The sequence below is a fragment of the Methanoculleus methanifontis genome, assembly GCF_030464365.1.
GTDB lineage: Archaea > Halobacteriota > Methanomicrobia > Methanomicrobiales > Methanoculleaceae > Methanoculleus > Methanoculleus methanifontis.
This window is the reverse complement of record NZ_VCYI01000004.1, coordinates 92474-105515: the sequence shown is the minus strand read 5'-3', so window position 1 is coordinate 105515 and position 13042 is coordinate 92474. Positions and strand designations below refer to the sequence as shown.

Here is a 13042-nt window from a genome sequence, read left to right as displayed (position 1 = left end):
GTCCTTCGCACTTCGCGGCTTCGCGTCTTTCGCGTGAGGCCGCGTTGTCTCTCATAACCTGTCTGCGAGCCGCGAAGGAGGCAAAGTTCGGTTATATGTATGACTCTCTTTCGCGCCTGACGGTGCTCGAACTCCTGTCCTACTGCAGTCGTTTCTACTGAACCGTCGCAACTCGAAACGCTTCGCGTTTTCTCATGCTCCCGCCCTTCGGCCGGTCGCGTCCCGTCCATCGCACTTCGCACCTGCGGTGCTCATGCTCTGGGCGTCCCGTCCATCGCACTTCGCACCTGCGGTGCTCATGCTCTGGGCGTCCCGTCCATCGCACTTCGCACCTGCGGTGCTCATGCTCTGGGCGTCCCGTCCATCGCAACCATCATAATCTCCCGGTACATGGCGTCCGCGACGGCCGGGTCTTTTGCCTCGATCATGATCCTGATCATCGGTTCCGTGCCCGATGCCCGCACCAGCGCCCAGACGTTGTCCCTGATGATCTTGATGCCGTCGATCTTCTCGACGGTCTCTCCCGCGAATGCCTCTTCGACGGTGCGGACCAGCGCGGACGGGTCGCCAGTGTGGTATTTCTCCTTGACCAGGTGATACGCGGGGAGTTCGTCGACGATATCCGAGAGTTTTCTGTTCTGATGGCTCGCGAGCACCGCCACCATCATGGCGGCGGTCATGCCCCCGTCCCGGCAGAACTGGTGGTCGGGATATATCAGCCCGCCGTTTCCTTCGCCCCCGAACGAGACGTTCCTGCCCTCGCCGATCAGTTCGATCATCCTTCTCGCAACGTAAATGCTCCCTACGGCTGTGTAGTCGACGGTGCAGTTGTGTTTCTCCGCAATATCCCTGATCAACCTGGAGGTAGCGACCGGGGTGACGACGAGCCCGCTGCCGTTCCTACCGCAGACATAGTCCTCGATGAGACCGAACTCGTAGTTCTCTTCTATATAGCGTCCTTTGGTGTCGACGAAGACCGCCCGGTCGGCGTCGCCGTCGTGTGCCACCCCGAAGTCGGCGCCCGTAGCGAGAACCATCTCCGAGAGGGGCTGCAATCCTTCGGGTGTCGGTTCAGGCATCCGGCCCGGGAAGGTGCCGTCGAGCCTGCCGTTGATGGTATGGACCCGGCACCCCATCCTCGAGAGGATGATCGGGGTCGTGAGCGCTGCGGGCCCGGAGCCGGGGTCGACGACGACGGTCATGCCCTTGCCGATGCCTTCCGGGAAGTGGTTCACGACGGCCTCGATGTACTCCTCCAGCCGGACGGGTGCGGCGCTCTCCTTGCCGACACCGTCCCACTCGACCACATCGAACTCCTCTGCAAAGAACCGGCCTTCGAGCCGGATGATCTCCTCATCGGACATCTCGGTACCGTCGGCCTCGACGATCTTCACGCCGTTATACTCGGGCGGGTTGTGGGATGCGGTGATCATCGCGCCGCCGCCAAACCGGTTGGTCTTGATGATGTACTGCAGGGCCGGGGTGGGGAGGACGCCCATGTCCACCACGTCGCACCCCGTCATCAGGAGTCCGGCCTTGAGGGCATGGGTCAGGGCTTCGCCGGATGTTCGCGTGTCTCTGCCGACTGCGATGGTGCCTCTCCTCATCGATCCGAGCGCTGCGCCGATCTTGAGGACGAGGGCCGGCGACATCGTCTCTCCGATCACACCCCGCACGCCGTTCGTTCCAAACATCTGTTTTCCATTTCGCATCCCATCACTTCTCCACGTCGTGTAGTTCTCGTTTTAGCCTGTCAATTGCGTTGGCGGCGGCGGCGAACGCCTCCTGCCGGTGTTCCGCAAGTATAGCAAGATATGTTATATCCTCTCCAGCATAGAGGCGCCCTTTCCGGTGGTAGAACCGGGCGCCGATGATTCCCGGGACGGTTTCCATCTCTTTCCGGATGTTCTCCGCCACGGCGTCGACGGTCTCGTTGAAATCCATGTATTCGGTCCGGTCGTCCCCCGACCATTCCCTGACGATTCCGTTGAACGTGAGGATGGCCCCGGCGTGCGAGATGTCGCACTCGCGCTTCAGTTCCCTGACCAGCCCCTCGACGGTATAGTAGTCTTCGAATCGGTCGAGTGCGGCGATCACCTCCTCGATGGTGGGGTTGCGGAGCACGACGTTCTCGCTATCGAGATCGCCGATCACGATCCTCGGGAACGATCTCGACTTGAATCCCTCGAGTATAGCATACTCGATCCCGGCGTTGCAGAGGGCCTCCAGGGTAGGGTTAAGATCGTTCTCGCGCCTGACGATGACCGATTTCTCTTCATCGACACCACCGGATATAGCGGCATGCGATTCATAATACGCGGTGGTATCCTTGCCGGGCTCAAGCGAAAAGCCGTGGTGCCCCAGATGTTTGACTGCTCCGACGCCCCCATGTCTGGAAAGCGCCCCGATCAGGTTCTTTATGAACGTGGTCTTCCCGGCGTTCGAACGGCCGACGACCTGTATGATCTTCATACTTCTTCCTCTCCTTCTTCTTGATCGTGTACTTCCGGTTCTTCTCCTGGTTCTTCTACTTCCTGGCTCTCGACTTCCGGGGTCACATCCTCTTGGCCGGGCCTGGCCTTTAGGATGACCGAAGCAGCCTCGGCCACGCCCCGCATCACCTCCGTGATTCTGTCCTCGACGTCGATCTCGTCGTCGAGGTTCAGGCTCGTTCCTTCTACCTCTAGCAAGAACCGGGCGACTTCGCTCGCCTCAAAGAGGATCTCGTCGAGTTCCTCCGCGGTGAAAAAGCCGCACATGGCCCCGTAAAAGAACGTGGCTCCGGCTTTCTTCACCTTCTTCTTGAACGAGCTCCGTGCCTGGTTGACCGCCTGCGGCGAGTAGGAGTCAACCATGAACGGGCAGAGTTCGGGAAGGTTCTCACCGATGAACGTCATCTCCGAGCCGCTGGTGGTCTTGAAGTCTGCGCAGAGCCGTGCTATGGCCCATTCACGTGCGGTGATGTGGGTGTGTTTGCGCAGGAACTGGTTGACCCGCTGGTAGGTGGCGCCATCCACCTTCTTGAATTTCTGGTACTTGTTCGGGTCTTTGATGCTGTCAGGATCTTCCATTTTACCTACCTTCTTGTTGGTTTTGCTATTTCAATAAGGCTGGTTGAACGGCGGTGGTTCAAAAGAAACCGGATGCGCCGCCGGGATCGGATTGCTGTGTAGGTGCTGCCGGCGTCACGATCGCCTCCTTTCACTATATAGCATTATGGGGTTTATGTGTGCCTCTTTGCTCCCAGGTGTTGGGGGGGTAAGTCGGTGATGTAGGTGGCGTGGCGCTCCGTTTGGAGTGCAATAATCGCCGCTTGGGGGGCCGGCATCGATCGGGCGGTTGAAATTGTATTGGGCTTCAAAGGCGGTATCGATCGTCGGGAACGGCATTCCTTTAGGCAACTGGGTGAAGACGCCCGAATCAGGTTCAAATTTTTGAGGAGGTCCAATCATCGGTTCCCTTTCGTGACCTGGCGGATTTCTGGCCGCCTTTAGCGTGAGGTGGTGATAAGGTGGTGATAAGGTGGTGATAAGGTGGTGATAAGGTGGTGATAAGGTGGTGATAAGGTGGTGATAAGGTGGTGATAAGGTGGTGATAAGGTCTCACGCGAAGAGCGCGAAGCCGCGAAAGACGACTTTCCCACAAGGTGTAGCGTTTGAGTTGCCTGATCTCGTGGGTGCGATGTTCCGATGAGAGCTGGGTTCGGATAAATACCCGGTTGTATGAAACGCTTGCTGGAGGGTCTCTGCCTTGCCTTTTCTCCCGGGTGTGCTGTGGCCCTGGTATTCTACGCCGGGTCATCGGGATCCGGTGCCCTCGTATCGCAATTTTGAGCGCTGATCATGCCTGGGTCTATAGTGGAGGTTGCTGGAGTGGTCGATCGGGCGCCTGTGCTTGATTGTGGGGGTCATTTATATGTGGGCGGGGGGTGCGGGTCGCGTGGCGCCGGTGCTGCTCCCTGGTCGTTCACTTTCTCCCCGCGCGGTAAGGGGTTCATATACTTGAATGAGGACGTATTCCACAGGGTTTGCTTCCCTGTCCACCTGGGATGGCGGCCCCTTCATACCTCCTAACTCCGACACTATCTGCATCACCATACTTTTTTTAGGGTTCTGGTCGGCCCGATCTGTCTGCAACCTCTGGGATGCGTTTTTGGGCTTTTCTGGAGCCTACGCCGGGGATTCTGGGCCGCCTCCCGTGGGGGCATGCCTCCGGTGGGGTCGTTCCTCCTGTTGTGTATCTGCCCGTCTGTCGCGTTTGTCCGGGGATCGGGATGCCCTCTTGCATTGGCTCTCTCGGCGTGGGTGTGTATGGGGTCGGTGAACCTCCCTGTGTGGGGTCCTGTTTTTGTGGCGATACGATCCGTTGCGGGGAATAGGCATTTACCGCAATATTGATATGCTCCGTTATTTAATTTATTGTACAATGGAAAACGCCTGTTTCTCGGAATGGCTGGATCGCTTCAGCAGTTACCTCCGGATGCGGAATTATTCGCCCCGGACCATCGAAAAATACCTGCAGACCATTCGGCGTTTCGCCCGATACGCCTGGCTGCGGCAGAATTCGGATTCCGGTGAGGTCTCGTTCGATGAGACTGCGTTCGAGAGCGCTCCGCTGGATGCGGACGTCAACGTCTCTGCAGCTCTTGTTACTGATTTCTTCTCGTATCTTGCGGAGAATCAGGATTATAAGCCCAAGACTCTCCACCGGATGATCTCGACGCTCTCTTCGTTTTACAGGTATCTCTACGTGCAGGGGGCCGTTGTCGCCGACCCGATGCTCGGGGTGGAGCGGCCCCGGATCAAGAATCAGGAACTGAAATACCTTAAACACAGTCAGGTCATCCGCCTGATCAACACCATCGAGAACGAGCGCGACCGGCTGATAGTTCGCCTCATCTACGCCACTGGTGTCCGTGTTTCGGAACTCTGTGCTATAAATGTTGAGGACATCGATTTCGAGGAGCAGACGATACGGGTGAAGGGCAAGGGTGACAAGATAAGGACTGTTTTCATCGACGAAGAGACGCTCGAAGAGATTAACCGGTTCATCGGCAACAAGATCGAGGGGCCGCTCTTTATAGGTCAGCAGGGCAACCACATCTCCCCGCGAACCGTCCAGCATCTCTTCAAGCAATGCGCTCCTTCCGGGATTACGCCACATAAAATTCGCCATTCTTACGCGAGCGAACTCTATCGGAGGTCGAAGAACCTCCGCGTCGTGCAGGAGAACCTGGGGCACTCCTCCATCAAGACGACCGAGATCTACCTGCACACCGACATCGACGAGCGCAGACGCGTCTATCAGCAGTATTTCCCGCTCTCGAACGGAAAAAAGGAGGAGTGATCGGGCCGCTCGGGCTATACAAATAAACTATATGGTGCTATATGGGTGTGGTCCGGCATGGGAGTCTTAGAGTGGCTAGCGGGTTCATGCTCCGACGTCAGGAATGGATGGTGACAAGATCTCACGCGAAGGCGGAAGGCGCGAAGTTGGATTTTGTGACTCCCATGGAATCAGCATCCCTTTCACCCTCAGCATAGAGCACCTGTGTGGGTTTGGCATCCTCCACGGGCCGGAGCATGGAAGACTCCCGGCCCGCCGACCGAGATCTGCCATAGACTGGTGATTCGCCGGGGGTATTGACGACTTCCCTTCGCGTTCTTCGCGGCTTCGCGTGATTCGACAGAAATCTGAATCCTCCCGCATCAGAGCGGTGGCGGCGGGGGGTTGGGGGCAGTATCTGAACCCACTTGCAAGGCGCTGACTGCTTGTCCTGTGCAGGCGCATCTTTCTCCCAACCGATCTTCCCCTCCGGCAACGCTCAAATCACTGGAACGCCTACCAATCCATATGCGTTACATCGTCACGGGCGGGGCGGGGTTCATCGGATCCAACCTCGCAGAGCGGCTGGCACGCAACGGTCACGAAGTCGTAATAGTCGACGACCTCTCCGCCGGACGGCGAGAGAACATCGATCATCTCCTGGTTCACCCCCGGGTGATATTCATCGAGGGGAGCGTCACCGATCTCGACCTGCTCATCGACGCCTGCGCCGGGGCGGATGGTATCTTCCACCAGGCGGCCGTCGCTTCGGTTCCCCGATCCGTGGCAAACCCGCTGGAGACGAACGCGGTGAACGTGACTGGAACCCTGAACGTTCTCTGGGCCGCAAAGGAGTGCAACGTCCCGACGGTTGTTGCGGCTTCCACCTCGGCGATCTACGGCGACGATCCGGTCTTCCCCAAACGCGAGACGATGGCGGCGGGACCGCTCTCCCCCTATGCGGTCTCGAAACTCGCGGGCGAGTACTACGGTAAGGTGTTCGCCGACCTCTACGGCATCCGGACGGTATTTCTGCGCTACTTCAACGTCTTCGGTCCCCGGCAGGACCCGAACTCCGAGTACGCGGCGGTGATCCCGAAGTTCATCACCCGCCTGCTTGAGGATAAGCCGCCGATCATCTACGGCGACGGAGAGCAGACCCGGGACTTCATCTTTGTCACCGACGTGGTTCGGGCGAACATCCTGTCAATGGAGGGCGGCGCTTCCGGCGTCTTCAACATAGCCGGGGGCAGCAGGATCAGTTTGAATCACCTTGCATCCATTCTCGCGGAGATCACCAGCATACACCACCAGCCGATATACGAACCGCCGCGGCCGGGGGACGTGCGCGACTCCCTCGCTGAGATCACCCGGGCTCAGGATGCCTTCGGGTTCTCTCCCCACTCCACGCTTGAAGCGGGGCTCCGCGAAACGGTGGCGTGGTTCCGCGACGGCGGCCGGTAACCTTCTGGGGGACCTGATTTGCTGATCCGGGTTCGCCACACTCCCGGGCGCGGGAGGTGCAGGAACCTATATATCGTTACTCCACAGTAAAGGGGGGCGAGGTGCAGACGTATGCCCCAATTGGTTACACCGGAGATGCCCCGCAAGGGTGATGACAGAGATTCGTCACGGGCGTACAGCGACGTCGCCACGGAGGGTCTGTATGATCCGGCTGCCCTGAACAACAGGGGGGTGGCGTTTGAACGGCAGGGGCGCTACGAGGAAGCGCTCGCTGCATTCAGTGCAGCAATACTCTGCGAAAACGATGATGTCTACGCCTGGAACAACCGGGCGGTGATCCTCACCCGGCTCGACCGGCCCCAGGAAGCGGCGCTTGCGTGCAGGCAGGCACTCGCGATCGACCGGTCGTGCATCTTTGCTCTGGTGACGTACGGCATGGTGCTCGGCAGGCTTGGGAACTACCATGAGGCCGAGCATGTTCTTGCGATGGCCGAAGACCTCGACCCGCAGGCCCGGGCTCTCTACCCGGGGAACTCGACGATGACCCGGGCCTGACCGGGCAGGTTCACTCATTTTTCCGGGGGGTCGGGGCCGATACACTGTTGGGTGCGATACGGGTTGCTGTATAGTGTACCCCGCCATGCACTCGTGGCACGAGTGCCCCGGTTCGGCTCGCCGCACCGCGAGAACTCCCGGAGAACCTTACGTTTTTATCCTTCCTGCCGAAAGAGTGTACAATCGAGTGCCTCCGGCACGGAGTCGATCCCATGAAGACGCTCATACTTGCAGGCGGGAGCGGCACCCGTCTCTTCCCGCTCTCAAGGGAACACTACCCGAAACAGTTCATCCCACTCGTCGACGACGAGTCTCTCTTCCAGAAGACCGTGAAGAGGGCGCTCCTCTTCTCCTCGCCGCAGGAAATCGCCATCGTCACGAACACCGATCACCGGTTCCTGGTCAGAGACCAGCTCGCCGCCATCGGGTGCGACTGCCGTGTCCTCGTGGAGCCGGTGGGCAAGAACACCCTGCCGGCGATCTACTACGGCGCCCGCGAGATCACCCGGGACGGGCCGGACACGGTCGCGGTTCTCCCCTCGGATCACCTGATCACCGCGGCCGGTCCGTTCCAGGATGCATTCCGCCGGGCGGAGCGGCTTAGCAAGGACTGCCTGGTGGCCTTCGGGGTGCGGCCGACATCGCCGCACACCGGATACGGCTATATCCGGCCCGGCGAGCCTCTCGAGGAAGGTTCACTCGTGGACGCCTTCGTCGAGAAGCCCGATCTCGAGACCGCCGGCCGGTATGTCGCCGACGGCTACCTCTGGAACTCCGGAATGTTCTGTTTCGACGCGGGTCTCTTCCTCTCCGAGTGCGAGACGTGCGCACCGGAGGTGGCCCGGGCGTTCGAGCAGCCCCTCGAGGAGGCGTACAACGCAACTCCCGCTCTCTCCATCGATTACGGGATCATGGAGAAGACCCGGAAGGCGGCGGTCGTGCCGCTTGAATGTGATTGGAGCGACGTGGGGAACTTCGACGCACTTTACGCCGCTCTCCAAAAGAACGGGAGCGGGAACGCGGTCAGGGGCGAGCATATCGGGATCGACTCCTCCGAAAACCTGATCATCGCCGACCGCCTGGTCGCCACCGTCGGGGTTCACGACCTTGCCATCGTCGAGACGAAGGATGCGATCCTGGTCGCCGCCCGGGACGAGGCCCAGCGGGTGGGCGAGATCGCAAAGGCCCTCCGTGAGAAGGGGGATTCGCGTGCTCTCTTCCACACGCAGGTTCACCGGCCCTGGGGCTCCTACACGAACCTCGAGGAGGGACAGGCGTATAAGATCAAGCGGGTAACCGTCCCCCCGAAACGGCGGCTATCGCTGCAGATGCACCATCACCGCTCCGAGCACTGGGTGGTCGTCACCGGGTGCGCCGAGGTAACGATCGGGGACGAGACCTCTCTTCTGCGCAACGGCGAGTCCACTTTCGTCCCGGCGGGAACGGTCCACCGGCTCGCGAACCCCGGCCTCCTGCCGCTCGAACTGATCGAGGTCCAGATCGGGGAGTACACCGGCGAGGACGACATCGTCAGGTTCGAGGACGACTTCGATCGGACGTGAGCGTCCGGGTGGGTCCCCTCCCCCCCGATCTGCCTGTGACCAAACCGATATAATCCCGCGCTACATAGAATATAGGAGCCGATGCCGCGGGTATCGGTGGTTTAGGTTTCTTGTACCCCCGTAGTGTAGTGGTCAATCATGCAGGACTTTGGATCCGGCGACGGCGGTTCGAATCCGCCCGGGGGTACTACATTCGCCCGGCCTTCACATTGTCGTATCTTGCTTCCGTGTGAGTATTTCGCGGAACCCTCATCCTGTTCGGCGGCGAAACCGGAAGAGATTTTTTGGCGTACGGCAAGCATACGAGAATGACCCATCTCTCTCCTCTCCTGATCGCCCCCTGCGGCATAAACTGCGGGCTCTGCATCGCCTACCTGCGGGAGAAGAACAGGTGCCCGGGCTGCCGGACGGAGGATGCCGGCAGCCTGAACGCGTATTGCGTCCGGTGCAAGCTCCGGCAGTGCGAAGACCGTACGGGGGAGTACTGCTACGAATGCGCCGGATATCCCTGCACGCGGCTGAAACACCTGGACAAGCGCTACACAAAATACCGGACGAGCGTGCTCGACAACCTGTGCGAGATACGGGAGCGGGGAGTCGCGGAGTTCGTCGAACAGGAGAAGGTCCGCTGGACTTGCCTGGAGTGCGGACATATCCTCAGCATGCACAGGGATCGCTGCCTGCACTGTGACCGGACGTGGTGAGGGGGGAGCATCACCCGCACCGCCGCCGGCTCCGTTTGTATCTCGCCAGAACTTCGCATACCTCCCCTGTGCCTCAATAACCTCCGGCGACGAACGAGAACGGGCAATCGGGTTCATCGCAAACGGCAATGTGATATCGACCCATGCTGCCGCCACCGTCCGGACGGATCCGGCGCCGTCGATACCTTTTTTGCGCTCGATACCCTCCCGCCCCACGGTGCCATCGAGTATGACCGAGGTTGATACGAGGATACTATCAATCCATGCCCGCGAGATACTGGACTCAAGGGGGAACCCGACCGTCGAAGTGGATGTCACGCTCGCCGGCGGGGCGTCCGGGCGTGCCGCGACCCCGTCCGGGGCATCGACCGGGAAACACGAAGCCGTCGAGCTCCGGGACGGCGTGAAAGACCGTTACGGCGGCAAAGGAGTGCAGAGACCCATCGCCCGGGTCAATGGCGATATCGCCGTTACCCTGCAGGGCATGGACGCCCGCGATCAGGCGGCGGTGGACGAGTCGCTCATCGATCTCGACGGAACACCGAACAAGCGGAACCTGGGCGCCAACGCCACGCTTGCGGTCTCTATGGCCGTCGCCCGTGCGGCCGCCACCGCAGAGGATCTCTGGCTCTGGGAGTACCTGGGAGACCCGCTAAAGCCGCTCCTTCCCGTCCCCATGATGAACATCCTCAACGGCGGCGTTCACGCCAACTGGCAGGGCCCGGACTTCCAGGAGTACATGATCGCTCCCTACGGCGCTCCGAGCATCGCGGAAGCGGTCCGGTGGGGGAGCGAGACCTACCATGCGCTCAAAGATATCCTCAAAACGCGGGGTTACACGACCGGCGTCGGCGACGAAGGCGGGTTCGCCCCTGCGGTCTCCACGAACATCGAGCCGCTTGACCTGATCGTGGAGGCGATCGAGCGTGCCGGGTATGCGCCCGGCAAGGAGATCGGGATTGCTCTCGACCCGGCGTCGAGCGCGTTCTACAGCGACGACGTCTACAGCCTCAGGACAGAAGGGCTGACCCTGACCGCTGCCGAGATGGTGGACCGATACCGTGACCTTGTGGCGGCATACCCGATCATCGTCATCGAGGACGGCCTTGCCGAGGATGACTGGGACGGCTGGCGGCTCCTGACCAAAACGATCGGCGATCGGGTGGAACTCGTCGGTGACGATCTCTTCGTCACGAACGTCGACCGGATCGATATGGGTATCCGGAAAGGGGCTGCCAACGCCGTCCTGATCAAGCCCAACCAGATCGGGACGGTGACCGAGACGATCGCCGCGGTGCACCTGGCGCAGCAGCAGCACTGGGGTGCGATGGTCTCCCACCGGAGCGGCGAGACGGTCGACACGTTCATCGCCGACTTCACCGTCGCCATGCAGACCGGCCACCTCAAGACCGGTGCACCCGCACGGGGTGAGCGAGTGGAGAAGTACAACCAGCTCATCCGGATCGAGGAGGCGGCCGGGGATACGGCCCGGTATGCCGGCCGGAGCGGGTTCGTCCGATAGTGGCGGGGTGATGCCTTAGACCCGTATCGGCAGTGGAATCTCCGGCGCAGCGGAGAGGCGGTTCCGGATCGCGCTGCAACTCTCCGGTGTTCCACATACTTCTCAAGGCCTCCCTCCCAGATCATGGGTGACAATGGAAAGCGCTGCCCTAGCAATTGAGATTCAAATGAGCCTCCTTCTCTTCCTCGCGCTCGCCGGCTACCTTGTGGCATCCCGCATCAACCAGTCGGCGACGATCGGGGCGATTCTTGTGGGGGTTTTGGTCGGACCGAGCGTGCTCGGCCTGATCACTTACACGGACTTCGTCGCGACCCTGGCGCATCTCGGGGCCATCCTCCTCCTCTTCGTCATCGGTTTCGAGTTCAATATCAAGGACATCGTCGATCCACGCTACGGTGTTATAGGCCTCCTCGGCGTGGTCATACCCTGGATAGGTGGCTACGCAACCGCTGTCCTCTTCGGGTTCGACTTTACAAGTGCGGTCTTCATCGGTACTGCGCTGACAGCGACCAGCATGCTTATCTGGCATCATCGGCGCATTCCTCGCCGGGATCGCCTTCGCCGGAGTCAAACTCCGACAGAGTAAGGGCGTCCACGAGGGTGCCGAGTACTTCCAGATCGTCTTCGCCTCGATCTTCTTCGTATCCCCGGGGTCCTCGCGGACATCCGTGCGCTCACCCCCGACATGGTTCTCTTCCTGGTGGCCCTGACCCTCGTTGCCATCGCCACCAAGGTTATTGAGTGCGGTCTCCCCGCCCCGGTGATGGGGATGTGCCGTGAGGACTCCCTCATTGTCAGGTTCGGGGTGGCGCCGCGGGGCGAGGTGGCGATGACCGTTGCCCTGATCGGGCTCGAGTCAGGACTCATCGGCCAGAACGTCTTCGTGGTGATCGTTCTGACGAGTCTGTTGACCACGCTCATCACCCCGATCGTCTACCGGAACTGGTTCTTCAAGGGGGCCTACTGCGCTGTCGACTGATGCAGGGGAGAGCCTGCACCCCTCTCTTTTTCTCCCTCCGCGTGCAAAAAAAAAAGAATAGCGGAGCCGCGAAGCCCCGCATTCACCAGGCTTCCGGGAACGCCATGTTGGTGTAGATGTCCTCGAGGCGCGCCTTGTGGCCGCGCTCCATCGCGGCGAGGCTCTCGAAGAGCTCGATCTGCTCAGGGTCCACGCTCAGGCTCGCGAGCTGGGTATACATCTGCATCGCATCGAGTTCTTTTCTGATTGCGATGACGAGGCCGTCGAGCGGCTTTAAGTCGGCCGAGAGCGGTGGCGTCTCCAGGGTATCGGCAACCTTGTAGTCCCGCTTTGTGTTGAACGCGAGTTTCGCAGGTTCCTTCGTGAGAAGGGCTTCGAGGGTCTTCCGATGTTGGCTCTCCTCCCCGGCGAGCTCGTTGAAGAGGTTTTTCAGGTTCTCATCCGTGACCTTCTCCCTGACGGTGCGGTAGAAGGTGTATGCCTCGATCTCGCGGTCGATGGCATTCGATATGATAGAACGGTATTCTTCGGTGTCCATGACTTCATGCACCGGTGGGACAGTAGCATCCGGGGTTTTTAAACCTTGTCAGGGGCGGATTTGGTGTGGTGTTGGACCGGCCGGTGGGTGTCTGCGGTGTGGCAGGATGGGGCTGGTTTGGGGATGGGAAGATGGAGTGGCCAAACTGACGATGTCAAACATTGGTTTCCCGCCTTACTGTTTTCAGAAACATCACAAACCGTACGAGGATTTCCAGTGGACATCGCCACGCGGGGAGGGGCTGACGGGGAGTGCGATGGGCGGAACGCCCGGAGCTCGAGCACCCGAAGGGTGCGGAGTGCGAGCGTAGCGAGCTTGAGAAACTCGAAGAACTTCGTTCTTCTCAAGCAACTGCCCTACGGCCAGTTGTCTCCCCAATGGCGATAGCCCCCG

11 protein-coding genes, 1 tRNA gene and 1 pseudogene are annotated in these 13042 nt (G+C 60.3%); 8 read left to right on the top strand and 5 right to left on the bottom strand.

What is annotated here, in order from left to right; genetic code table 11:
- Positions 1-192: 192 nt before the first annotated feature.
- The 4 genes from FGW20_RS04320 to FGW20_RS04305 are packed head-to-tail and all read right to left on the bottom strand — an operon-like array spanning position 193 to position 3071.
- Positions 193-345, bottom strand: coding sequence for a hypothetical protein (locus FGW20_RS04320; protein ID WP_301676862.1), 153 nt, complete (start codon positions 343-345; stop codon positions 193-195).
- Complete coding sequence (gene glmM / locus FGW20_RS04315) at positions 342-1712, bottom strand: phosphoglucosamine mutase (protein ID WP_301676861.1); 1371 nt, start codon at positions 1710-1712, stop codon at positions 342-344. Before glmM ends, FGW20_RS04320 begins: the two co-directional genes overlap by 4 nt.
- Positions 1713-1716: 4 nt before the next feature.
- On the bottom strand, positions 1717-2472 hold the full coding sequence (mobB, locus tag FGW20_RS04310) for a molybdopterin-guanine dinucleotide biosynthesis protein B (RefSeq protein ID WP_301676860.1): 756 nt from the start codon (positions 2470-2472) through the stop codon (positions 1717-1719).
- Complete coding sequence (locus tag FGW20_RS04305; RefSeq protein ID WP_301676859.1) at positions 2469-3071, bottom strand: DUF5806 family protein; 603 nt, start codon at positions 3069-3071, stop codon at positions 2469-2471. Before FGW20_RS04305 ends, mobB begins: the two co-directional genes overlap by 4 nt.
- Positions 3072-4425: 1354 nt before the next feature.
- Here FGW20_RS04305 and xerA point away from each other — a divergent pair.
- The 8 genes and pseudogenes from xerA (at position 4426) to FGW20_RS04265 (ending at position 12111) form a co-directional block, all read left to right on the top strand.
- The gene (gene xerA, locus FGW20_RS04300; protein ID WP_301676858.1) at positions 4426-5346 is read left to right on the top strand and encodes a site-specific tyrosine recombinase/integron integrase; all 921 of its coding nucleotides are present in this window, start codon (positions 4426-4428) and stop codon (positions 5344-5346) included.
- A 507-nt stretch (positions 5347-5853) separates the two neighbouring features.
- Entirely contained in the window at positions 5854-6789 is a 936-nt protein-coding gene (locus tag FGW20_RS04295; RefSeq protein WP_301676857.1) for an SDR family oxidoreductase, read from the top strand.
- Between the two features lie 111 nt (positions 6790-6900).
- Positions 6901-7344 (top strand): tetratricopeptide repeat protein, encoded by a 444-nt coding sequence (locus FGW20_RS04290; RefSeq protein WP_301676856.1) that lies wholly within the window; start codon positions 6901-6903, stop codon positions 7342-7344.
- 212 nt (positions 7345-7556) lie between these two features.
- Positions 7557-8906 (top strand): mannose-1-phosphate guanylyltransferase/mannose-6-phosphate isomerase, encoded by a 1350-nt coding sequence (locus FGW20_RS04285; RefSeq protein WP_301676855.1) that lies wholly within the window; start codon positions 7557-7559, stop codon positions 8904-8906.
- Positions 8907-9020: 114 nt separating this feature from the next.
- A tRNA-Gln gene (locus FGW20_RS04280) sits at positions 9021-9093 on the top strand.
- A 121-nt stretch (positions 9094-9214) separates the two neighbouring features.
- On the top strand, positions 9215-9610 hold the full coding sequence (locus tag FGW20_RS04275) for a DUF3795 domain-containing protein (RefSeq protein WP_301676854.1): 396 nt from the start codon (positions 9215-9217) through the stop codon (positions 9608-9610).
- A 229-nt stretch (positions 9611-9839) separates the two neighbouring features.
- Entirely contained in the window at positions 9840-11132 is a 1293-nt protein-coding gene (gene eno, locus FGW20_RS04270) for a phosphopyruvate hydratase (RefSeq protein WP_301676853.1), read from the top strand.
- Between the two features lie 133 nt (positions 11133-11265).
- Positions 11266-12111 (top strand): annotated as a pseudogene (locus tag FGW20_RS04265) (cation:proton antiporter).
- Positions 12112-12193: 82 nt separating this feature from the next.
- Here FGW20_RS04265 and FGW20_RS04260 read toward each other — a convergent pair.
- Positions 12194-12649, bottom strand: a complete 456-nt coding sequence (locus FGW20_RS04260) for a ferritin-like domain-containing protein (RefSeq protein WP_301676949.1) — start codon at positions 12647-12649, stop codon at positions 12194-12196.
- Positions 12650-13042 lie beyond the last annotated feature (393 nt).